Here is a 26,934-nt window from a genome sequence, read left to right as displayed (position 1 = left end):
CACAACCGCCATCGAGTGTGTGTGGACCGATACGAACGCAGACCAGAACGGACGCCAGAATTGCTCAATCGCGCGCAGACGCCGCCGCGGCCGGAGATCTCTCACCAGGCCGAAGGCTCCGATTCCACGGGTTCGACGTCGGCTTTTGCCGGTGCCTCCGTCCCGCCGAAAGGCAAGTGAATGCGCGCAGTGACCACCGGTGGCTCTCAGGTCCCGCCGACCGGAACAGGGTTCGACAATTCCTTCCCGCTGTCCTCGGCGCAGCGCGGAATGTGGTTTGCGCAACAACTCGCGCCTGACGTCGCTGTCTGTATCGCCCAATACGTCGATCTGCGCGGACCACTCGACATAGCGGTTCTCCAGGAGGCGTCGGCCCGCGCCGGGCACGAGTTCCAGTCGGCCTACCTGCGCCTGGCCCAGGTCGACGGGGAGCCGGTTCAGACGGTCGACCACGGCATAGATCAGTCGGTGCACTACCTGGATCTTCGCGGCGAAGACGATCCGATGGCGTCGGCGCTGGCGTGGATAGACGAGAACTACGTCAAACCGGTCGACATGGAGAACGATCCGCTCGTCGACAGCTGGATTCTTCAGGTCGAGGACGAACGCAACCTCTGGTACAGCAAGATCCACCACGTCGCCCTCGACGGCTACGGTGCCATGACACTGGTCCAGCGCACCGCCGCGCTCTACACCGCAGCGGTCGAGAATGTCGAACCCGAGCCGAACAAGGCAGCCGAACTTCGGCGACTGTACGACCTCGATCAGGAGTACCGGACGTCCACTCGTTTCGAGACGGACAAGGAGTACTGGACATCGAGGGCCGCGGGCATCCACGACGGTGCCACGCTGTCCAACACACCCGGTCGTACCATCGCGGCCAGCAAGCTGCGCAGTGTCGCACTGCCCGATGACGTCGTCACCGAACTCGAAGCGTCGGACTCGACGAAGGGCGGGACGGCCGCCGCGGTGTTCATCGCTGCATTCGGCTGTTACCTCTCGCGCATGACCGGGCGCGAAGACGTCCTGGTCAACATCCCCGTGTCCGCGCGCACCACGGCCCTCCTCCGTCGATCCGGCGGAATGTTGGTCAACGTCGCACCCATTCCGATGCGCGTCTCCGAGAAGGCCACCGTCGGTGAACTCGTACAGCAGGTACAACTCGAGCTGATGGGTGCGTTGCGGCACCAGAGGTTCAGCATCGAAGATATCCGGCGCGAGTTGGCAGCCACGGGAAGCGACAAACAGCTCGCCGGCCCGATGGTCAACATGATGCTGTTCCATCAGCAGATTCAGCTCGGCTCGATCGTCGGCGAATTCAACATCGTCACGTCCGGCCCGGTCGAGGACCTCCTCGTCAACGTTTACCAGAGTGGTACTCCCGCAAGAACATTCGTCGATTTCCGGGCAAACCCCAACCGCTACGACGACAACGACCTGACGACGCATCACTCCAGTTTCGTCGACATGGTCACCGAATTCATCGCCTCCGGCCCGGACGTGCCCGTCCTGCAAGTTCATCCGGACAGCGCCCTCGAAGGTCGCCGCCGCCGTCGCGCCGCGGCGCACGTAGCCCACTGGGTCGATCGACTGGCCGATGCGCCGGACCTGCTCGCGCTGCCGACCGACCGCCCCCGGCCTTCGCGCATCGGGCATGTTCGCGCGTCGCACGAGGTCGCCCTGGGGTCCGCAGCGTGGGATGCCGTGAGCCGACTCGCCGACGACAGCTCGACCACCCCGTTCGTCGTGCTCGAATCCGCTGTGGCCGTTCTTCTTTCGCGTCTAGCATCCACCGATGACGTCTCGATCGCAGTGCCCTCCGGCCGCGGCGAGACGGTTGTTCTGCGCACCCGCCCCGACGGCCGTCAGTCGTTCTCGGACTTCGTCGGCACCACCGCGGCAGAGTTCGTCGATGCGTCGGCCCACGCCGATGCCACCTTCGCCGAGATAGCCCGAGCACTCGGCTCGGCCGAAACCGGCTCGCACAACCCCCTCGCCCAGGTCGCGCTCCGCTTCGGGGAGTCTCCGCTTCCGCGCGACGGAATAGATTTCGATCTCGTCGTCACGGTTCACGAGTCCGAATCTCCGCATGTCGTCATCGATTACGCCACAGAACTGTTCGATGCCGGCAGTGTTGCTCAGATCGGTCGTCGTCTGGTGCGCATCGTCGACGCACTGACGAGTGACCCACAGCGTGCCGTCGGTGACGTGGAGTTGCTCTCTGCCGCCGAACGTGCGCGTCTCGCTCCGGTTCGTGGTCCGCGTTCTGTTGCGGGTGTGGTGTTGCCGGAGTTGTTGGCTGGTGCGGTCGGTGTTGCTGGTGTCGGTGGTGTTGCGGTGGTGTCGGGTTCGCGGGTGCTCTCGTATGGGGAGTTGGATGCGGCATCGTCGCGTGTGGCGCGGGTGTTGATGTCGTGTGGTGTGGGTCCGGGGTCGTTCGTGGCGTTGGCGTTGTCGCGGTCGGTGGAGTCTGTGGTGGCGGTGTGGGCGGTGGCGAAGGCCGGTGGTGCGTTCTTGCCGGTGGATCCGAATTATCCGGTGGATCGGATCGAGCACATGTTGGTCGATTCCGGTGCTGTGGTGGGTGTGACGTTGGGTGCGCATCTGGATGCGGTTGCGGGTGTGGGTGGGGTGTCGTGGGTGGTGCTCGACGATGCCGATGTGGTGGCGGATCTGGCGTTCGCTTCGCCTGCTCCGGTGTTGGATGCCGAGCGTTCGGGTGTGTTGCGTCTCGATGATGCGGCGTATCTGATCTATACCTCGGGGTCCACTGGTGTGCCCAAGGGTGTGGTGGTCACTCATCGTGGTGTGGGGAACTTGGCTGCCGAGGAGCGGGTTCGGTTCGGTGTGGGGCCGTCGTCTCGGGTGTTGGCGTTCGCGTCGCCGAGTTTCGATGCTTCGATTCTCGAGTTCGTGTTGGCGTTCTCGGGTGGGGCGACGATGGTGATTGCGCCGGCGATGGTGTTCGGTGGGGTGGAGTTGGCGTCGTTGCTCGCCGAGGAGCGGGTCACGCATGCGTTCGTGACTCCGGCGGCGTTGGCGTCGGTGGATCCGGTGGGGTTGGATTCGGTGGAGGTCGTGGTCACCGGTGGTGATGTGTGTGCTCCGGAGTTGGTGGCGCGGTGGGCGCCGGGTCGGCGGATGTTCAATGCGTACGGTCCGACGGAGGCGACGATTTTCTCGTCGATTTCGTCGGCGTTGGTGGTGGGGGAGTCGGTCGATATCGGTTCGCCGACGATCGGTTTCGCGGAGGTGGTGTTGGATGCGCGGTTGAATCCGGTGCCCGTGGGTGTGGTGGGTGAGTTGTATCTGGCGGGTCCGGCGTTGGCTCGTGGGTATCACGCGCGGTCGGGGTTGTCGGCGGAGCGGTTCGTGGCCAATCCGTTCGGTGGTGCGGGTTCGCGGATGTATCGCACCGGTGATGTGGTGCGGTGGAATGCCTCGGGTGCGTTGGAGTATGTGGGGCGCAGCGATTTTCAGGTGAAGGTGCGTGGTTTCCGCATCGAATTGGGTGAGATCGATTCGGTGTTGGCGGCGGTGTCGGGTGTCGATTTCGTGGTCACTGTCGGGCGTGAGTCCGCGGCGGGGTCGACGGTGTTGGTGTCGTATGTGTTGCCGGTGGCCGGTGCGTCGTTCGATGCCGGTGTGCTGCGTGATCATGCGGCGTCGGTGCTGCCTGCGCACATGGTGCCCTCGGCGTTCGTGATGTTGGAGTCGATCCCGTTGACTCCGGCCGGCAAACTCGACCGCAAAGCCCTCCCCGAACCCGAGCTCGGTTCGCAGAGCACCACGGAGTCGCCGGAAACCGAGTACGAGGCGGCTGTGGCTGCCGTGTTCTGCGACGTACTGGAGCTCGATCGTGTCGGCGTCACCGACAGCTTCTTCGATCTCGGCGGAAACTCCCTTGTCGCAACACGTTTGATCGCCCGCGTCAACGCAGCTCTGGGTACGGATCTGCGGGTCCTCGATCTGTTTGAGGCATCGACGGTTCGCACCCTCGCCGACCGTGCGGAGTCGACGGGCGCATCGCTGCACCGTCGCCCGGCACTGGTTCCCGCCGATCGGCCGGAGTCCGTTCCGCTGTCGCTGGCGCAGCAACGTATGTGGTTCATCAATCAGTTCGATGCATCCTCGCCTGCGTACAACATTCCTCTTCTCGTTCGCCTGTCGGGCCGGCTGGACGTCGATGCGATGTCCGCTGCCGTCGGCGACGTGCTGACTCGACACGAGTCGCTGCGCACGGTGTTCCCCACAGTGGGCGACCTGCCGAATCAGGTGATACTTCCGCCCGAGAACGTCACCGGACCGAACCTTCCGCTCCGCGTCGTCGACGTGGCTGCCGATGCCGTCGACGCGCTCGTACGTAGCTCCGCCACAACGGGATTCGACGTCACCGTCGATCTCCCTTTCCGGGCGGTTCTGTACCGCACCGGCCCGGAGAGCTTCGTGCTCTCGATCGTGGTCCATCACATCGCTGCCGACGGTGCCTCGATGGCACCGCTCGCCCGCGACGTCATGGTCGCCTACAGTGCTCGATCCGCGGGTTCGCAGCCGACGTGGGCGCCACTGCCGGTGCAGTACGCAGACTTCGCGCTGTGGCAGCACGACGTGCTCGGCGACGAGAACGACCCCACGTCCGTGGCAGCACGCCAGATCGAATTCTGGAAGTCCGCGCTGACCGACCTTCCCGACGTACTACCGATGCCGCTCGACCGACCGCGCCCCACCCGTCAGTCGATGCGCGGCAGCGTCACACCGTTCACCATTCCGGCCGATGTCGCAGCTCGCCTGTCTTCGGTTGCTGCCGAACACGAGTCGACTCTGTTCATGGTGGTGCACTCCGCTCTGGCCGTGCTCCTCGCGCGCCTGAGCGGCACCCAGGACATCGCCATCGGCACCCCGATCGCCGGCCGAGGGGACGCAGCACTCGACGATCTCGTCGGAATGTTCGTCGGAACCCTCGTTCTTCGCACGCAGGTCGAGCCACAGGCCAGCTTCGCCGAACTGCTCGCCGGCGCTCGTAGCTCCGACCTCGCGGCCTTCGACAACACCGACATTCCGTTCGAGCGGCTCGTGGACGTACTCGATCCCGCCAGGTCGACCGATCATTCACCCCTGTTCCAGGTGCTCCTCGAATTCCAGAACAACGCCACCGCAGTGCTCGAGCTACCCGAACTCGTCGTCGAGTTCGAGGAAATCGGTACCGACACTGCGAAATTCGACCTGCAGCTTCGCGTCGACCAGGAACCGGTCGACGAGTCCGGCGCCCTGTCGGCGTCGTTCACGTACGCAACGGATCTGTTCGATCCCGAGACCATCGACCGTTTCGTCGACCGGTTCCTGAGGATCGTCGCGACCATCGGCAGCTCGACGGACATTCGTACCGGCGACATCGACATTCTGTCCCCGGCCGAACGAGAACTCGTACTGTTCGAGTGGAACGACACCGCACGTCTCATCGAGGATCCGGTCCACCGGCAGCTCCACACCGGGGCCGTCGACATGACTCTGAGCAGTCTGTTCGACCGTCAGGTGCTGCGCAGTCCGTACTCGACCGCCCTCGTCTTCGAGGACGAGCACATCACCTACCTGGAGCTGGACGAGCGCGCCAATCAGCTTGCACGGCATCTCATTTCACTGGGCGTGGGGCCCGAGTCCCACGTCGGGCTCGCGATCCGACGTTCGATCGATCTGCTCGTGGGCATGTACGCGATCGTCAAGGCCGGCGGTGCCTATGTACCGATCGACCCCGATCACCCGGTCGAGCGATCGTCCTACGTGCTGTCGAGCGCTCAGCCGGTGTGCATTCTCACCACGAGCCGCGATTGGATCGACATCGCGGTCGCCACTCCCGTTCTCGCGGTGGATCTTCTCGACGTCTCCGATCGCGACCGCTCCTCGATCACCGACCAGGACCGCCTCGGAAGCCTGCACGGAGCCAACACCGCCTACGTGATCTACACCTCCGGCTCCACCGGCCGACCCAAGGGCGTCGCCGTCACGCACTCGGCCATTTTGAACCGACTGCTGTGGATGCAGGACGAGTACCACCTCGCGCCCGCCGACACGGTGTTGCAGAAGACCCCGGCCACGTTCGACGTATCGGTGTGGGAGTTCTTCTGGCCCCTACAGGTCGGTGCCAAGCTCGTCGTGGCGGAGCCCGACGGCCATCGCGACCCGGTGTACCTGTCGAAGATCATCGCGGCCGAACACATCACCACCGCGCACTTCGTGCCGTCGATGCTCGCGGTGTTCGCAGCCGGAGCTCGGGCTGCGGACTGTGTGTCACTACGGCTCGTCTTCTGCAGTGGCGAAGCACTTCCGCCCGCCACCGCCGCGCAGTTCGCGCAGTTCTCCCAGGCCGAGCTGCACAACCTCTACGGTCCTACCGAGGCCGCCGTCGACGTCAGCTACTACCACGTCACCGGCCACGACGGCGTGTCCATTCCCATCGGTTCGCCGGTCTGGAACACCCGTCTGTACGTGCTCGACGCGTCGCTTCGACCGGCCCCGATCGGTGCTCCCGGCGAGCTGTACCTGGCCGGAGTTCAGCTCGCTCGCGGCTACGTCGGCCGCGGCGATCTCACCGCCGATCGCTTCGTCGCCGATCCGTTCGGCGAGCCGGGTGAACGTCTCTACCGCACCGGCGACCTGGTTCGTTGGCGCGCCGACGGCGAACTCGAGTACATCGGCCGTACCGACTTCCAGGTGAAGCTGCGTGGTCTGCGTATCGAGCTTCCCGAGATCGAAGCGGTGCTGCTGCGCTCGGAGTCCGTCGCCCAGGCAATCGCTCTGGTGCACAAGGATCCGAACACCGGCGAGACGTTGGTGGCCTACGTGGTCTCCGCATCCGGTCACGCGGTCGACTCGGCCGAGGTGATCGCCGAAGCCGGACGTCGGCTGCCGGGGTACATGGTGCCCTCGCATGTGGTCGTACTCGACTCACTTCCTCTCAATGCCAGCGGCAAGCTCGACCGAAAGGCACTGCCGGCCCCCGAGTTCACCGTTGCTGCGTCCGAATTCGTCGGACCGGAGAATCCGGTCGAAGAGATCGTTGCGGGCGTCTTCGCGGATCTGCTCGGCGTCGCACAGGTCAGCGCGACCTCGAGCTTCTTCGAGATCGGCGGCAACTCGCTGATCGCGATGCGCCTCGTCGCACGCGTCAATGCCGCCCTCGGAACCGACATCGGCATCCGAGATCTGTTCGATTCACCGACTGTCCGATCGCTGTCCGCGGGCATCGACGTCAGCACACAGGACTCCGCACCGACGCCTCGGTTGGTGCCACAGGAACGACCCGCGGTGGTGCCGCTGTCTCTGGCACAGCAGCGGATGTGGTTCATCAATCAGTACGACACCGAGTCGGCTGCCTACAACGTCGCGTTCGCGATGCGCCTGAGCGGCATCCTCGACGTCGACGCGATGCGCTCGGCCATAGCGGACGTGCTCACACGCCACGAGTCTCTTCGAACGATGTTCCCGCTCACCGACGACGGCCCCGTGCAGTCCGTCCTCGACGTGGCATCGGCCGTTCCGGACCTGACTCCGGTTCCCGCAGAGGACGACCGGCAGGTCGCCGAGCTCATCGGTGCCGTAGCCGGTGCCGGCTTCGACGTCGTGGCCGATGTTCCGTTGCGCGTCCGCCTGATCCGTCAGGACGAGAACGAACACGTACTCGTCATGGTGGTCCATCACATCTCGTCCGACGGCTTCTCCAGCGCGCCGCTCGCCCGCGACCTGATGGTGGCGTACAGCGCCCGAGCTGCAGGTCATGCGCCGAGCCAGGAACCGTTGCCGGTGCAGTACGCCGACTACGCGCTGTGGCAGCGCCGTTTCCTCGGCGAGGAATCCGATCCCGACTCCCTGATGGCGAAGCAGGTGACGTACTGGGTCGACGCGTTGGCGGGCAGCCCGGAAGTGCTGCCGTTGCCGACCGATCGCCCGCGTCCGGCAGTGGCGTCCTTGCGCGGCGACACCGTCTCGTTCGCGATCGATCCCGCAGTACATGCTCGGCTCGTGGCCGTTGCCGCGCAGCACAATTCGAGCTCGTTCATGATCGTGCACGCCGCTCTGGCCGTGCTGCTGGCACGGCTGTCCGGTACCGAGGACATTTCGGTCGGCACACCGATCTCCGGTCGAGGCGATGCCGCACTCGACGAGCTCGTCGGCATGTTCGTCAACACGCTCGTCCTCCGCACGCAGGTGCCCGGGTCGACTCCGTTCGAGGATCTGTTGGCGGATGTGCGCACCGTCGACCTGGCGGCCTTCACCCACGCGGACGTGCCGTTCGAGCGGGTCGTCGACGCCGTCGACCCCGCCAGGTCCACCGCTCACGCCCCGTTGTTCCAGGTGATGCTCGAGTTCCAGCACACCGATCGCCCGACGGTGACCTTGCCCGGGCTGTCGATCGAGGGCATCGAACTGCCCAACGACATCTCCAACTTCGACCTGCAGCTCACGGTCTCCGAGGAGTTCGACGCTTCCGGGAACCCGGTCGGCATCGAAGCCAGCTTCCGTTACGCCACAGAACTGTTCGATGCCGACACCGTGCGTGTCATGTCCGATCGTCTGGTGCGGATCCTCGACGCTGTGACGGCCACGCCGTCCGTTCGCGTCGGCGACATCGACATCCTCTCGAGCGACGAGTACTCAGCGTTGGCTCCGGTTCGTGGTCCGCGTTCTGTTGCGGGTGTGGTGTTGCCGGAGTTGTTGGCTGGTGCGGTCGGTGTTGCTGGTGTCGGTGGTGTTGCGGTGGTGTCGGGTTCGCGGGTGCTCTCGTATGGGGAGTTGGATGCGGCATCGTCGCGTGTGGCGCGGGTGTTGATGTCGTGTGGTGTGGGTCCGGGGTCGTTCGTGGCGTTGGCGTTGTCGCGGTCGGTGGAGTCTGTGGTGGCGGTGTGGGCGGTGGCGAAGGCCGGTGGTGCGTTCTTGCCGGTGGATCCGAATTATCCGGTGGATCGGATCGAGCACATGTTGGTCGATTCCGGTGCTGTGGTGGGTGTGACGTTGGGTGCGCATCTGGATGCGGTTGCGGGTGTGGGTGGGGTGTCGTGGGTGGTGCTCGACGATGCCGATGTGGTGGCGGATCTGGCGTTCGCTTCGCCTGCTCCGGTGTTGGATGCCGAGCGTTCGGGTGTGTTGCGTCTCGATGATGCGGCGTATCTGATCTATACCTCGGGGTCCACTGGTGTGCCCAAGGGTGTGGTGGTCACTCATCGTGGTGTGGGGAACTTGGCTGCCGAGGAGCGGGTTCGGTTCGGTGTGGGGCCGTCGTCTCGGGTGTTGGCGTTCGCGTCGCCGAGTTTCGATGCTTCGATTCTCGAGTTCGTGTTGGCGTTCTCGGGTGGGGCGACGATGGTGATTGCGCCGGCGATGGTGTTCGGTGGGGTGGAGTTGGCGTCGTTGCTCGCCGAGGAGCGGGTCACGCATGCGTTCGTGACTCCGGCGGCGTTGGCGTCGGTGGATCCGGTGGGGTTGGATTCGGTGGAGGTCGTGGTCACCGGTGGTGATGTGTGTGCTCCGGAGTTGGTGGCGCGGTGGGCGCCGGGTCGGCGGATGTTCAATGCGTACGGTCCGACGGAGGCGACGATTTTCTCGTCGATTTCGTCGGCGTTGGTGGTGGGGGAGTCGGTCGATATCGGTTCGCCGACGATCGGTTTCGCGGAGGTGGTGTTGGATGCGCGGTTGAATCCGGTGCCCGTGGGTGTGGTGGGTGAGTTGTATCTGGCGGGTCCGGCGTTGGCTCGTGGGTATCACGCGCGGTCGGGGTTGTCGGCGGAGCGGTTCGTGGCCAATCCGTTCGGTGGTGCGGGTTCGCGGATGTATCGCACCGGTGATGTGGTGCGGTGGAATGCCTCGGGTGCGTTGGAGTATGTGGGGCGCAGCGATTTTCAGGTGAAGGTGCGTGGTTTCCGCATCGAATTGGGTGAGATCGATTCGGTGTTGGCGGCGGTGTCGGGTGTCGATTTCGTGGTCACTGTCGGGCGTGAGTCCGCGGCGGGGTCGACGGTGTTGGTGTCGTATGTGTTGCCGGTGGCCGGTGCGTCGTTCGATGCCGGTGTGCTGCGTGATCATGCGGCGTCGGTGCTGCCTGCGCACATGGTGCCCTCGGCGTTCGTGATGTTGGAGTCGATCCCGTTGACTCCGGCCGGCAAACTCGACCGCAAAGCCCTCCCCGAACCCGACTGGTCCGCTCAGGTCACCTCGGGACGCGACGCCGACAATGCCGTCGAGAAGACGCTCGCCGGTTTGTTCGCCGAGGTGCTCCGCCTCGATCGCGTCGGAGTCGACGACTCCTTCTTCGCGCTCGGCGGAGACAGCATCATGTCGATTCAGCTCGTCTCCCGCGCGAAAGCGGCAGGGCTGGCTCTGTCGCCGCGAGATGTGTTCGAGCACAAGACCGTTGCCGCACTGGCCGAGGTCGTCGCGGCCGGCGACGGGACCGTTCCGCTCGTGCTGGACGAGCTGCCCGGCGGCGGCGTCGGAGACGTCCCGCTCACCCCGATCGTGCACTGGATGCTCGACCGCACGTCGGTACTCGACAAGCACACACAGACTGCCGTGCTGACACTGCCGTCCGATATCGAGCTCGACGTTCTCGAAGCAACCGTTCAGACCGTCCTCGATCACCACGACATGCTCCGTGCAGTTCTGCACCGCGCCGGAGAGCCGTCGATGGAGGTGCTCCCGATCGGTTCCGTCACGGCGCAGTCCGTCGTCCGCCGGGTGGAGTCGAACAGTGTTCGAGGACCGGAGTTCTCGGATCAGGCCAGGTCGGAAGCCGCTGCAGCAGTGGATCGTCTGGCACCCGATGCCGGTGTCATGATTCAGATGGTCTGGTTCGACGCCGGCTCCGAAGGCAGCCGACTGCTCGTCGTCGCGCACCACCTGGTGATCGACGGCGTCTCGTGGCGAATTCTCGTGCCCGACCTCGCGTCGGCGTGGGCTCAGATCATCGGCGGCAGCACACCGGAACTGGCCCCGGTCGGTACCTCGATGCGTCGTTGGGCGCACGGCCTGCGTGAGGTCACCGCAACGCGTTCGGACGAGCTCGCAGTATGGCGCGACGCGCTCGCCGATCCCGATCCGCTCATCGGTTCACGCGCACTCGACCGCGAGATCGACGTCTATCGAACGGTGGACAAGGTCGAGGTCACTCTGTCGACCGATGTCACCGAGGGCCTGTTGACGGCTCTGCCCGAGGCGTTCCACGGCAGCGTCAACGACGGTCTACTGGCCGCTCTGGCCCTGGCGACAGCCGTGTGGCGACGAAACCGCGGTGTCGTCGTGTCCGACGCACTGATCTCTCTCGAGGGCCACGGCCGTGAGGACCATGTGGTTCCGGGAGCCGATCTCAGCCGCACCATCGGTTGGTTCACCACCATCTACCCACTTCGACTGACGCTCGACGGGATCGACCTCGACGACGCTCTCGCCGGCGGGGACGCGGCAGCAGCGCTGGTCAAGTCCGTCAAGGAGCAGCTGCTCGCCGTTGCCGATCATGGCATCGGGTACGGCATGCTCCGCTACCTGGACGAGGAGGCCGGTGCGACACTGCGTGACTTCCCGGCACCCCAGGTCAGTTTCAACTACCTCGGTCGATACAGCACCGACGTTCCGGACGAGCTCCGCGGACACGGGTGGCTGCCGGTCGACGACTCCGGCGTCGGCGATTCTCAGGACGAGGACCTGCCGGTCGCCGCTGCGCTCGACATCAACGCGGTCACCACGGCGACACCGACCGGGCCTCGGTTGGAGGCGACCTTCGCATTCCCGACGGGCGTGCTCGACGCCGACGAGGTCACCGAACTCGCCCAGTTGTGGAAGCAGGCTCTCACCGCGCTGACGCAGCTCGCTCAGCGGCCGGGGACCGGCGGGTTCACGCCGTCCGATCTCGATCTGGTGAGCCTCGACCAGAAGTCCATCGACGATCTCGAGCGGGTGTACCCGACTCTCGACGACATCTGGTCGATGACGCCTCTGCAGGCCGGTTTGCTCTTCCATGCCGAACTGTCGGATCAGTCCGTCGATGCCTACATCGTCCAGCTGGTGCTCGACCTCCGCGGGGACGTCGACGAGGCTCGCTTCCGCCGCGCTGCCCAGGCTCTACTGCGGCGCCACGCGAACCTGCGCACGGCGTTCGTCCACAACAACGACGGCGAATCCATCCAGATCGTGCATCACGACGTCGATGTGCCGTGGACCTCGGTCGATCTGTCGTCGCTGAGCGTCGACGATCGCGCAGCCGAGCTCGAGCGAATCGAACACGACGACCGCGCAACGCGATTCAACATGGCACAGGCGCCGTTGTTGCGCTTCATGCTCGTGACGCTGGCCCCGGGCGAGTGGCGTCTGGTGATGACCAACCACCACATCCTGCTCGACGGATGGTCGACGCCGCTGCTCCTCAAGGACCTGCTCACGCTCTACGTCGTGGACGGCGACGACGCCGTTCTTCCGCGCGTACCTGCGTACCGCGACTACCTGTCGTGGTTGTCGCGGCGTGATCACTCGGCAGCTCGTGCGGCATGGACGGAAGCCCTCGCGGGTCTCGCCGAACCCACCCTGCTGACGCCGGTCGAGAGCCGTCGCCAGGAGTCGACATTGGCCGGCCGCGCGTTGGTTTCCCTGGACATCGAGCAGACCGAACGACTGCGCAGTCTCGCCCGGGCACGCGGCATCACGATGAACTCGATGGTGCAGGCTTCGTGGGCGATGGTGCTGGGCACGTTGACCGGTCGCACGGACGTAGTGTTCGGTGCCACCGTCTCGGGACGTCCGCCGGAGGTCTCGGATATCGAGTCCATGGTCGGTCTGTTCATCAACACGCTGCCGGTGCGCATTGTGCTGGATCCAGCCGAAACACTCGGCCAGTACCTCGATCGGGTGCAGGCCGAACAGGCTTCGCTGCTCGATCACCACTACCTGGGCCTGACCGATATCCAGCGTGCCGTCGGTCCCGCGGTCGCGTTCGACACGCTCACCGTGTTCGAGTCGTATCCGATGGACCGCGCGGGACTGTCGGCCGAGACCGATCTCGCCGGCATGCGGGTGCACGACGTGCACGACGGCAGCGACACCGCCCAGTATCCGCTGACCCTGGTCGCGATGGTCGACGACCGATTGCACATCGAAGCCAAGTACCTGCCCGAGCTGTTCGAGCACAGTGTCGTCGTCGCCACCGTCGATCGAATCGTGCGTGTTCTCGAGGCGATCGCGACCGACACCGACCAACGGGTCGCATCGCTGTCGCTGCTGTCCTCGGAGGAATCGAACAGGCTGGCCCCGGTACGTGGTCCCGCTTCCACGACCGAGCGCCTCCTGCCGGACATCCTCACCGATGCTGCTGCCCGCAACCCCGGTGGTACGGCAGTGTGGAGCGCAGGTCGGACACTGACCTACACCGAATTGGACACTCGGTCGTCTGCGCTCGCGCGTGCGTTGATCGCCCGCGGAGCAGGTCCGGAAACCGTTGTGGCACTTGCTTTGCCGCGCTCCATCGAATCGGTTCTCGCAATCTGGGCCGTGGCCAAGACCGGTGCGGCCTTCCTGCCGATCGATCCGAGTTACCCCCGTGATCGAGTCGAGCACATGCTGGTCGACTCCGGCGCGTCCATCGGCGTCACGTCGACCGAACACGTCGGTGCCGTCGAGGGTCTGGGCTCGGCTGCGTGGTCCGTCCTCGACCACGACGACACTCGCCGCGATCTCGCGAACCGTTCGACCGCACCGGTTCTCGACTCCGACCGCACTCGACCGGTACACATCGATCAGGTCGCGTACTTGATCTACACCTCCGGCTCCACCGGAGTTCCCAAGGGCGTCACCGTCACTCATCGCGGCCTGGCCAACCTGGCCGAGGAAGAACGGTCTCGCTTCGAGGTGACTCCGAACGCTCGGGTTCTCGCGTTCGCGTCACCGAGCTTCGATGCATCCATTCTCGAGCTGGCCATGGTGATCTCGGGTGCCGCCACGATGGTGATCGCACCCACCTCCGTCTACGGCGGCGTGGAGCTCGGCGAGCTCCTGGCGCAGCAGCACGTCACGCATGCGTTCGTGACTCCCGCGGCCCTCGCCTCGGTGGACCCCGACGGTCTGACCGAACTGAGCGTCGTTGCAACCGGTGGCGACGTGTGTCCGCCCGAGCTCGTCGCACGGTGGGCACCGGGCCGGCGCATGTTCAATGCGTACGGCCCCACGGAGGCCACCATCTTCTCCTCCGTCAGTGACCAGCTGCATGTGGGCTCGCCCATCGATATCGGCTCGCCGACAATCGGTTTCGGCGAAGTAGTGCTGGATTCGCGTCTGCATCCGGTACCGGTCGGTGTCGCAGGAGAGCTCTACCTCGCCGGCCCCGCCCTGGCGCGTGGCTACCATTCGCGATTCGGTCTGACGGCAGAGCGGTTCGTCGCGAACCCGTTCGGCGAGCCCGGCGAGCGTATGTACCGAACCGGCGACGTCGTGCGGTGGACCGAGTCGGGCACCCTCGAGTACGTCGGACGCAGCGACTTCCAGGTCAAGGTGCGCGGTTTCCGTATCGAGCTCGGCGAGATCGACGCGGTGCTGACCGATGATCCGACAGTCGAATTCGCTACGACGATCGGTGTCGACGGACCTGCCGGAAACACGATCCTGGTCGCCTACGTTCTTCCGCGGCCCGGCCACGAAATCGACGTGACGACGCTGCGCACTCGGGCGTCGAGTTCGCTTCCGACACACATGATTCCGACGGCGTTCGTTGCCTTGGAGTCGATCCCGCTCACGCCCGCGGGCAAGCTCGATCGACAGGCGCTGCCCGCCCCGGATCTGCACCTCGGCAGCGACTCGCGCGCTCCTCGCAACGAGACCGAGCGAATCATCGCCGACATCTTCGGCGAGGTTCTCGGCGTGGGCAGCGTCGGCATCGACTCGAGCTTCTTCGATCTCGGTGGAGACTCGCTGAGCGCCACCCGCCTCACCGCTCGGGTGAATGCAGCCCTCGACACTGCTGTCAGCGTTCGTGCGTTGTTCGAGGCACCCACGGTCGAGTCGTTGGCGGTGCGAGTGCACAGCAACCCGGCCGGTGGCGCGCGCCGTCCGGCGCTCACTGCGAAGCCTCGCCCGAGCTCGATTCCGTTGTCGATGGCTCAGCAGAGAATGTGGTTCATCAACCAGTTCGACGTCGACTCGGCCGCCTACAACATCCCGCTCGCGGTTCGATTGACAGGCCGTCTCGACATCGAGGCAATGAACGCTGCGATCGGTGACGTGCTGGCGCGGCACGAGTCGCTGCGCACCGTGTTCCCCTCGCACGGCGATCGCCCCGAGCAGCACATTCTCGGCACCGACGCGGCGACGACCGATCTGCAGGTCGTCGACGTCGATGCCACCGACATCGTCACCGCGATCTCGTCCGCTGCCGCCCGCGGATTCGACGTGTCGAAGGACCTGCCCTTCCGGGCCGTTCTGTACCGGACGGCACCCGAGGATTTCGTGCTGTCGATCATCGTGCATCACATTGCCGCCGACGGCGCGTCCATGGCACCGTTGGCTCGAGACGTCATGGTGGCGTACGGATCTCGCGTGTCGGGAGTAGCTCCGATGTGGGCACCGCTCGACGTTCAGTACGCCGATTTCGCGATGTGGCAACGCTCGGTTCTCGGCGACGAGTCCGACCCGAGCTCGGTGGCAGCACAGCAGCTCGAGTTCTGGAAGTCCACTCTCGCGGATCTACCCGAGCTGCTGCCGCTTCCGCTCGACCATCCTCGCCCGGCACGGCAGTCGATGCGCGGCAACAGTGTTCGGTTCGAGATCGAGCCAGACGTCCACGCCGGCCTGGTGGACCTCGCCCGCGCGAACGACGCGACCGTGTTCATGGCCATGCATGCAGCATGGTCGATCCTCATGGCTCGCCTCAGCGGGACCGAGGACATCGCAGTCGGCACGCCCATCGCCGGGCGTGGCGACGCGGCGCTCGACGATTTGGTCGGCATGTTCGTCGGGACTCTGGTTCTGCGCACCGAGGTAGCGCCCGATCTCTCGTTCACCGAGCTGCTCCGCCGGACCCGTACCGCGGACCTGGCGGCGTTCGACAACACCGACGTGCCGTTCGAGCGCCTCGTCGACGTCCTCGATCCGGCCCGGTCCACCGATCACTCGCCGTTGTTCCAGGTACTGCTCGAATTCCAGAACAACACCTCGGCGGCACTGGAGCTACCCGAACTCACCGTCGAGGCCGTCGACATCGACGCCCACGTCGCGAAGTTCGACCTCCAGCTGACCGTTGCGGAACGGTTCGACGACTCCGGTGCTCCGGCAGGTATGACCGCTGCGATCACCTATGCGGTCGACCTGTTCGACGAGATCTCCGTGGACGAGTTCTCGACTCGATTCGGTGCCGTCCTCGTCGGCGTGACCGCCGATCCCGATCGTGCTGTCGGCGACATCGACATCCTGTTGCCGGGTGAACTCGACGCCATGGCCCGGCAGTGGAACCACGACGGCCACACGGCGACCGATGCGACACTGGCCGACCGCTTCGCCGCTGCCGCTGCGCAGTTCCCCGAAGCACAGGCAGTCGTGTTCGGCGATCGCTCGCTGACCTACGCCGAGCTGGACGACCGCTCGAACCGACTTGCGCGAATCCTCGTGGCTCGGGGTGTGACGTCGGAGTCCCTGGTGGCGGTTGCGATGCCGCGCACCGAGGAGCTGATCGTTGCTCTGCTGGCGGTCGTCAAATCCGGCGGCGGCTACCTCCCGATCGACGTCGGCTATCCGGCCGACCGGCTCGCATTCATGCTCGACGACGCGTCACCGGTCTGTGTGATCTCCACCGTCGCCGACAGTGCATCGGTGCCTGCTTCCGATGTCGAGATGCTGCTGCTCGATGCACCCGAAGCGGTCGCCGAGCTGGCAAGCGTGTCCGGAGCCCCGCTGACCGACGCCGACCGCATCGGCACCACCGATGCCGATTCGATCGCCTACGTCATCTACACCTCGGGTAGTACCGGACGTCCCAAGGGTGTGCAGATCGCGCACCGTAACGTGGCGACACTGTTCGCGAACACCACGGATCTGTTCCACTTCGACGACCGCGACGTGTGGACCATGTTCCACTCCTACGCGTTCGACTTCTCGGTGTGGGAACTGTGGGGACCACTGCTGCACGGCGGCACTCTCGTGGTCGTCGACTATTACACCGCACGCTCGCCGGAACTGTTCCGCGAGTTGCTGATTCGTGAGAAGGTCACGGTTCTCAACCAGACGCCGACGGCGTTCTACCAGTTCGCCGAAGCCGATCGTGTGGCAACCGCGGCCGGTGGATCCGCCGACGGATCGGACGCACTGTCGCTGCGGTACGTCATCTTCGGTGGAGAAGCACTCGATCTCGGGCAGCTCGGTCGCTGGTACGCACGGCACGAGGAGACCTCGCCGACCCTGGTCAACATGTACGGCATCACCGAGACGACGGTCCACGTGAGCCACCTGGCTCTGACCGAGCAGTTCGCGGCGTCCGCTTCGGCCAGCGTCATCGGCCAGGCGATCCCGGCGCTGCGTGTCGCCGTTCTCGACACCCGCCTCAATCCTGTTCCGCCCGGCGTCGTCGGGGAGATGTACGTCTCCGGGGCACAGCTCTCTCGCGGATACCTCGGCCGAGCAGGGCTGTCCGCAACACGTTTCGTTGCCGACCCCTCCGGCGATACGGGTGCGCGTATGTACCGCACCGGTGACACCGCCAGGTGGAATCGCGATGGGGCTCTCGAATACCTGGGTCGAAGCGACATGCAGGTCCAGTTGCACGGCTTCCGTATCGAACTGGGCGAAATCGAAAGCGCGCTACTGGCATTCGACGGGGTAGCGGCTTCCGTGGTCGCCGTCCGCGACGACGGTTTCGGTGATCGCCTGATCGGCTACGTCGTGGCCGAGGCCGGTCGCGCGCTCGACCATGCGGCCGTTCTCGACTTCGTGGGCAACTCGTTGACCTCGTACATGGTGCCCGCAGCGTTGATCGTCCTGGACGAGCTGCCGCTGACCGCCAACGGCAAACTCGATCGCCGTGCACTCCCGGCACCGGACTTCTCGGCAAACGTCACCGAAAGTCGTTTGCCCGCAACCGAAGTCGAGTCGATCCTGGCCGGTCTGTTCGCGGACGTTCTCGGGCTCGATACCGTCGGCGTCGACGATTCGTTCTTCGCACTCGGCGGCGACAGCATCATGTCGATCCAGTTGGTCTCGCGCGCCAAGGCCGCCGGGCTGGTGCTGGCTCCCCGCGACATCTTCGAGCGCAAGACCGTGGCCGCTCTCGCCGAGGTCGCTGTTCTCGGCGGCGACGCCGTGGTGCTCGAAGAACTCGACGGTGGGGGAGTCGGCCCGATGCCGCTCACCCCGGTCGTGCGGTGGATGTTGGACCGCAGCACCGAATTCGGCCGTTACACACAAACAGCGCTGCTTCAGCTTCCGGTCGGCATCGAGCGCGAGACGCTCGAACTCACGGTGGCAGCGGTGCTCGATCGTCACGACATGCTGCGTGCGCGCCTCTACCAGGACGCGGACGGGGAGTGGCACGAGGAAGTGTCTCCGGTCGGAACAGTCTCGGCTGCGAGCGTCCTTCACGCGGTCTCGGTCGAATCCGTCGACGGCCCCGAATTCTCCGTCGTTGCCGCGGCCGAGCTCGACGCCGCTGCCGATCGTCTGGTTCCGGCCGACGGCGTCATGGTGCAGATGGTGTGGTTCCAGAGCCCCAATGGCTCGGGTCGACTGCTCGTCGTCGCCCACCACCTCGTGATCGACGGCGTGTCCTGGCGCATTCTGGTCCCCGACCTCGCCACGGCATGGAGTCGGATCGTCGCCGGCCAGGAGCCTGAACTGGCTCCGATCGGTACGTCGATGCGTCGGTGGTCCACCGGACTCACCGAGGTCACGGCCGCCCGAACCGACGAGCTAGGACTGTGGCGTCGGATCCTCGACGGAGCCGACCCGACGATCGGTTCTCGCCCGCTCGACAAGAGAATCGACGTCGACGCCACCGTGCAGCGTGTCCGCACGTCTCTGCCGGTCGAGGTCACCGAGCGCCTGTTGACCACTGTCCCGGACGTGTTCCGCGGCAGCGTCAACGACGGCCTGCTGGCTGGTTTGGCTCTGGCCTTGACCGCGTGGCGTCGCGAACGCGGCGATGCGGTGCGGGACGCTCTCGTGACTCTCGAGGGCCACGGCCGCGAGGACGCGGTGGTGCCCGGTGCCGATCTCGGTCGGACCGTCGGCTGGTTCACCACCATCTTCCCCGTGCGTCTCGATCTCGGGTCGCTCGACGTCGCCGACGCTCTGGCAGGCGGCGCGTCGGCCGGTGCCCTGGTCAAGACCATCAAGGAACAGCTGCTCGAGATCCCCGATCACGGCATCGGCTACGGCATGCTGCGGTACCTCGATTCCGCTGCAGCCGAGGCTCTGTCCGGCTTCGCCGCACCACAGGTCAGCTTCAACTACCTCGGCCGGTTCTCCACCGGATCCACCGAAGGCATGGACGACGTGGGTTGGATCCCGGTGGCCGACGCGGAGCTCGGCGACGCGCAGAATCCGGACATGCCGGTGCCTGCGGCGCTGGACATCAACGCTGTCACCACCTCGACCCCCGACGGCCCGCAGCTCGACGCGACGTTCGCCTTCCCCGCGGGCGTTCTCGACGCCGACGAGGTCGGCAGGTTGATCGAACTGTGGACGCAGGCCCTCACCTCGATCACCGAGCACGCCTCGGCCGACGGTGCGGGCGGCTTCACGCCGTCGGATCTCGAGCTGGTCGACATCGATCAGACATCCATCGATGCTCTGGAAGAGCAGTTCCCGAATCTCGACGACGTGTGGTCGTTGTCGCCTCTGCAGGCCGGCTTGCTGTTCCACGCTCGCCTGGCAGGCGAAATCGGCAGTGCCGGTTCGGGTGTCGACGCGTACATGGTTCAGCTGGGCCTCGAGCTCCGGGGAACTGTCGATGCGACGCGGATGCATGCTGCCGTCGACAAACTGGTCTCTCGCCATCCCAACCTGCGAGCAGCGTTCGTACACAACAGCAACGGCGAGTCACTGCAGATCGTGCAGAGTTCGGTCACTGTTCCGTGGTCCGAGATCGATCTCCGGGGGGAGCCCGATGTCGAGGTGGCCCTCGAGGCAGTTCTCGAGGCCGACCGTGCGGTGCGCTTCGAGATGGACCGGGCACCGCTGCTGCGGTTCACGCTGATCACCCTGGCCGACGATCACTGGCGTCTGCTGCTGACCAACCACCACATCCTGTTGGACGGTTGGTCGACGCCGCTGGTCGTCAAGGAACTCATCACGCTCTACGTCACCGAGTCCGACGACTCGATGCTGCCGCGTATTCCTGCCTACCGGGATTACCTGGCGTGGATGCGCCAACGCGACGTGGCGATCTCCACTGCGCAATGGGTCAGTGCAATGGCCGGCGTGGAAGAACCCACGCTGTTGGTCACCGACGATCGTGGCCGGCAATTGTCCACCGTGTCGCGGGAGACCGAGCGGTCGTTGTCGGTCGAGACCACCGCGGCACTGCGTGACTTCGCTGCTCGCCGTGGATCGACCCTCAACACCCTCGTCCAGACCGCATGGGGCGTCGTGCTGGCCACCCTCACCGGACGCGAGGACGTCGTGTTCGGTGCGACGGTGTCGGGTCGTCCGCCGGAGGTTCCGGGTATCGAGGGCATGATCGGGCTGTTCATCAACACCCTGCCCGTCCTGGTCACGCTCGACCGGAGCGAAACGCTGGGTGCACTGGTCGATCGGGTTCAGGCCGAGCAGGCTTCGCTGTTGGACCACCACTACCTCGGCCTGACCGACATCCAACGCGCAGCGGGTGCAGGCGTGGCTTTCGACACCTTGACGGTGTTCGAGTCGTACCCCGTCGACCGGGCCGGCGCTTCTGCGGCAACCGATTTCGCCGGCATGCAGGTCACCGACATTCTCGGAACCGACGCAGCGCACTACCCGCTGACTCTGGTTTCGTCGGTCGACGAGCGCCTGAACCTGAAGGCGAAATACCTGCCGGAACTGTTCGACGTCGATTCCGTGCACGCCATCGTCGATCGCGTCGAGCGTGTCCTCGACGCCGTGCTCGAGGACGAACAGCAGCCACTGGGACGGCTGCGACTCCTCGGTGACGCCGAGTTCGCCTCGCTGGCACCGGTGTTCGGACCCGAAGGACGCTCGGCCCGGCTGCTGCCGGAGATCTTCTCCGACGCTGCCGCGGTGAACCCGGACGCCATCGCACTGCGCAGCACCGACGGCGAAATGACGTACCGGGAATTGGACCGTCGGTCCAACCGACTCGCTCGAATTCTGCTGGGCCACGGCGTGCGCACCGAGACCTTCGTGGCACTCGGCATCGCACGATCGATCGAATCGGTGCTGACGGTCTGGGCCGTCGCAAAATCCGGCGCGGCATTCGTACCGGTGGATCCCAACTACCCGGCCGATCGCATCGAGCACATGTTGGCCGACTCCGGTGCCACGTTCGGCGTCACCACCCGCGCCCATCTCGACGACCTGCCGTCGACCGTGCCCTGGATCGTCCTCGACGATCTGGCGACGGACGGCCCGAACGCAGTGAGCGACGAGCCGATCGACGCCACCGAGCGGAACGGACGCATCGCCTTCGAGAGCGCGGCGTACACCATCTACACCTCGGGTTCGACGGGTGTGCCCAAGGGTGTCGTCGTCACGCACTCCGGTCTCGACAACTTCGCAACCGAGCAGCGCGAGCGATACCGAACCACCAAATACTCACGCACACTGCATGTCTCGTCCCCGAGCTTCGATGCATCCGTGCTCGAGTACCTGCTCGCCTTCGGCGTCGGCGCGACGATGATCATCGTGCCGCCCACCGTGTACGGCGGCGACGAACTCGCGGCACTGTTGGCAGCGGAGTCGGTCACCCACGGCTTCATCACCCCGTCGGCTCTGGCGTCGGTCGACCCGAGCGGGCTCGACACGTTCGCCGACGTCGTCGTCGGTGGCGAGGCCGTACCGGCCGAGTTGGTCGCGAAGTGGGCACCGGGCCGGAATCTCTACAACGGTTACGGTCCGACCGAGGCCACGATCATGTCCAACATCAGCACGCCGATGACTGCAGGTGACACCGTCTCGATCGGTGGTCCTGTTCGCGGCGTGTACGAGGTGGTGCTCGATTCACGGCTGCAGCCTGTTCCTGTCGGCGTCGCAGGTGAGCTCTATCTCGCGGGTGTCGGACTCGCCCGCGGTTACCACGATCGATTGGGCCTGACGGCGGAGCGATTCGTCGCCGACCCGTTCGGCGCGCCCGGCTCGCGGATGTACCGCACCGGAGACGTGGTGCGGTGGTCGCCGGATCTGACGATCGAATACGTCGGTCGAAGTGATTCGCAGGTCAAGGTTCGCGGCTTCCGCATCGAACTCGGCGAGATCGACGCGGCACTCGCATCGCATCCGTCCGTGGACTTCGCCGCGACCTTCGGCACTCCGGGTCCCTCGGGAGCGACCGTCCTGGTGTCGTACGTACGAACCACCGAGGGCGCGGCGGACGCGTTCGATACCGGTGTCCTGCGTGACCACCTGGCCGGCATGTTGCCGTCGCACATGGTTCCCGCAGCCATCGTGGTGCTCGACGCCATTCCGCTCACCCCGGTCGGCAAACTCGATCGGTCCGCGTTGCCGGTGCCCGAGTTCGGGTCGGCGACGTCGTACCGCGAGCCGAGCACACCGGCCGAGCTCACCGTGGCCGCCGTGTTCGCCGAAATTCTCGACGTCGATCGGGTCGGTGCCGACGACAGCTTCTTCGAGCTCGGTGGAGACTCACTCAGCGCCACCCGTGTCATCGCTCGCGTCAATGCCGAACTCGGCACCACGATCGGCGTGCGCACGATCTTCGAGATGCCGACTGTCGCCGGATTGGCGAGCGCGGTCGGCGCAACGTCCACACGGACACAGCGTCCGAATCTCGTTGCGACACAACGTCCTGATCACATTCCGCTGTCTCTCGCTCAGCAACGCATGTGGTTCATCAACCAGTTCGACACCACCTCGGCGGCGTACAACGTGCCACTGGTCGTCAAGTTGACCGGGCAGCTCGATACTGCGGCCCTCGCCGCGGCAGTCGTCGACGTACTCGAGCGGCACGAATCGCTGCGGACGACGTTCCCGGACGGACCGGACTTCCCGGTCCAGCTCGTACATCCGGCCGTGGAGGTAGCTCCGGTGGTCGAGCCGGAATCGATCGATGCCGGTGTGCTGACCGACCGGGTGGCGCACCTGGCGGGTCGTGGATTCGACGTGACCACCGAGATTCCGGTGCACGTCGAGCTGTTCCACGTCGTCGGTGCCGATACCGATGCCGAGCCCGTCTTCGTACTGGCGATGGTGGTGCATCACATCGCGGCCGACGGAGCCTCGATGGCACCGCTGGCACGAGACGTGGTGCTCGCGTACTCGGCGCGCACCGCGGGAGGAGCGCCGGGCTGGGAGCCCCTGCCGGTGCAGTACGCCGACTACACGCTGTGGCAGCGTTCGTTGCTCGGTGACGAGAAGGACGAGTCGAGCGTGGCCGCGGCCCAGCTCGAGTACTGGTCGACGGCGCTCGCAGGTCTACCCGATCTGCTGCCGTTGCCCACCGATCGCCCGCGGCCCACCACGCAGGATTTCCGGGGTGGCCGGGTTCGCTTCACCGTCGACGCCGAGATCCATCGGGCACTCGTCGAGATCACCCGCGAGCAGAACGTCAGTATGTTCATGGTGTTGCACGCCGCGTTCGCGGTGGTGCTGGCGCGCCTGAGCGGTACCGACGACATCGCGATCACCACTCCGGTGGCAGGGCGCGGCGACGCGGCACTGGACGATCTCGTCGGCATGTTCGTCAACACCTTGGTGTTGCGCAGCCGGATCGACGACTCCGCCTCGTTCGTGGATCTGCTCACGCAGGTGAAAGCACACGACCTCGACGCCTTCGATCACACCGAGATGCCGTTCGAGCGCATCGTCGAGGTGCTCAATCCCACGCGATCGACGGCGTATGCACCGCTGTCGCAGGTGGCGTTGTCGTTCCAGAACAACGAGAAGGCGTCACTCGAGCTACCGGATCTGCGCGTGGAGGGCTTCGACTTCGACGTTCCCGTGGCCAAGCAGGATCTGCAACTCCTGGTGTCCGAGACCTTCGACGACGACGGGCGACCGACCGGATTCGAGGCAGCGTTCGATTACGCCACCTCGCTGTTCGACGCGTCCACCGTCGATGCGATCGCGGCGCGACTGGTTCGCGTACTCGACGCCGTCGGCAACGATCGACTCACCGCGGTGGGGGATATCGACATTCTCGGTGCCGACGAGAAGCAGGCTCTGGCACCGGCTCGCGGGTCCGCCGACGTCGCGTTGCGAACGTGGCCGGAAATGCTCGCCGCCTCGGTGGCGCTCGACCCGTACGCGGTCGCCGTCACGTATCGGGGTGTGAGCCTGTCCTACGCCGACCTCGACAGTTGGTCGAACCGAATCGCGCGAATGCTCATCGACTACGGCGTCGGACCGGAAACGTTCGTCGCCTTGGCCCTGCCTCGATCCATCGAGTCGGTTCTGTCGGTGTGGGCGGTCGCCAAGACCGGTGCGGCATTCCTGCCGGTCGACCCGAACTACCCGGCCGACCGCATTGCGCACATGCTCGAAGATTCGCGTGCGGCAATGGGATTGACCGACGTCGACAGTCGGCAGTCGCTGCCCGACACCGTGCCGTGGCTCGTCCTGGACGATCCCGAGACGTCATCGGAGCTCTCTCGCTATCCCGTGGCCGCAGTCACCGATGCCGAGCGCACCGCGACGCTGCACCTCGACCACCCGGCGTACCTGATCTACACCTCGGGTTCGACCGGTCGCCCGAAGGGCGTCGCAGTGCGGCACCGGGGCCTGGCCAACCTGCAGGCTGAGGTGATCGATCGATTCCGTCCCACCCGAGATTCGCGGGTGTCGCACATCGCCTCGCCGAGTTTCGACGCCTCGGTGTACGAGCTCACGATGGCGTTCGGCGTCGGTGCCACCGTGGTGATCGTGCCGCCGGGAACGTTCGGTGGCAGCGAACTGGCCGACCTGCTCGAATCGGAACATGTCACACACGCGTTCCTGACTCCGGCGGCGTTGTCCTCGATCGACGAAACACGTTTGGGCACGGTCCGCGTCCTCGCCGTCGGCGGCGAGGCCTGCACTCCGGAGCTGGTGGCGAAGTGGGCACCGGGCCGCAAGATGTTCAACGGCTACGGTCCGACCGAGACGACCATTCAGGCGAGTGTCGGCGGTCCGTTGATGCCAGGCGGCACGGTGGACGTCGGCCGGCCTGGTACCGGATTCCGGTTCCTCGTGCTCGACGCACGCCTGCGGCCGGTCCCGGCCGGGGTGTCGGGCGAGCTGTACATCGCAGGCCCCGGTACGGCACGCGGATACCTGCGACGGTTCGGGCTCACGGCCGAACGCTTCGTCGCAGACCCGTTCGGTACCGCCGGTGAGCGGATGTACCGAACCGGTGACGTCGTGCGCTGGGGGAGTACCGGTGTGCTCGAGTTCGTCGGACGCAGCGACTTCCAGGTCAAGGTCCGCGGATTCCGTATCGAGCTCGGCGAGATCGACTCCGCGCTCACCGATCACGACGAGGTCGGCTTCGCGGCGACCATCGGTCACAATGCGGCGTCGGGAGACACGGTTCTCGTGTCCTACGTCCTGCCGGCCGAGGGTGCATCGGTGGACGTCGAGGCATTGCGCGACAGTGTCGCGACCGTTCTTCCGCGCCACATGGTCCCGTCGACGATCATCGAACTCGCCGACATCCCACTCACTCCGGTGGGCAAGCTGGATCGACGCGCGCTCCCGGTGCCGGAACTGACGGTGTCGACGACGCCGTATCGGGCACCGAGTACCGATCTCGAAGCAGCCATCGCCGACGCGTTCGCCGAGGTGTTGGGTGTCGAACGAGTCGGTATGGACGACAACTTCTTCGAACTCGGTGGCACGTCGCTGGTGGCAACCAAGATCGGCCCGGCCATCGAGAACGCGGTCGGAGTTCGCGTCCCGCTGCAGGCGTTGTTCGTCGATCCGACCCCGGCAGGGCTCGCGGCTCGGGTCGCGTCGGACGTCGATTCGTCCGGTGCGCAACTGGATTCGGTGTTCGGAGTGGTCATCCCACTGCGCAGTACAGGTTCCAAGGAACCGCTGTTCTGCGTCCATCCCGGAATCGGGTTGTCGTGGGGATATGCGGGCCTGGTGTCCCAGATCGGTGACGACCGTCCCGTGTACGGCCTGCAGTTGCCCAGCATCGTGGAAGGCACGCCGTTCGGCTCGATTCGAGACCTCGCGCACCGGTACGCCGACGAGATTCGGGCTGTCCAGCCGGTCGGTCCGTACCACCTGCTCGGGTGGTCGCTCGGTGGTTCGCTCGCCCATGCGATCGCAGTGGAACTACGCAGCACCGGCAGCGAAGTGCAGACTCTCGCGTTGCTGGACAGCTATGTCGACGGCCATGACGAGACGGCCGACGGTGAGCTGAGCGTCGAGAACCTGCTCGCGGGTCTGGGGCTGGATCTGACTGCGCAGGCGTCGTCCGAGCCGTTGACCTACGAACGTGGTGTCGAACTGCTCGACGAATCCCTGGGGCAGACCACCGGTGTCACGGCGGATCATTTGCGCAGAATCAATGCAGGATTCGAGAACTCGACGCGAATCATGGCCGAGTTCATCCCGGACGTGTTCGACGGAAATGTTTTGTTCTTTTCTGCAACGAAAGGCGCGAGTGACGGAATTGTTCGGTCACCACAGGAATGGCGACCGTACGTGTCAGGAGATATCGTCATCCACGGTGTGGACGTTTTCCACAACGAAATGACCAATCCCGATGCTGTCTCGGTGATCGGTCCGGTTGTCGACGCACATCTGGGCAATACATATCCATAA

General features: G+C 65.5%; 1 protein-coding gene. It reads left to right on the top strand.

Translation table 11 applies throughout. The features are described from left to right. The first annotated feature begins 180 nt into the window (after positions 1–180). Positions 181–26,934 (top strand): non-ribosomal peptide synthase/polyketide synthase, encoded by a 26,754-nt coding sequence (locus J2X62_RS14495; RefSeq protein ID WP_310181421.1) that lies wholly within the window; start codon positions 181–183, stop codon positions 26,932–26,934.

Origin of the sequence: Rhodococcus sp. 3258, assembly GCF_031456475.1 — a bacterium.
GTDB classification, from domain to species: Bacteria; Actinomycetota; Actinomycetes; order Mycobacteriales; family Mycobacteriaceae; genus Rhodococcoides; species Rhodococcoides fascians.
The sequence above is the reverse complement of the archived record's forward strand: the minus strand, read 5'-3'. Positions and strand labels throughout refer to the sequence as shown.

Coding starts and splice junctions, on each gene's coding strand:
- J2X62_RS14495 (WP_310181421.1), top strand. CDS start 181: ATGCGCGCAGTGACCACCGGTGGCTCTCAGGTCCCGCCGACCGGAACA.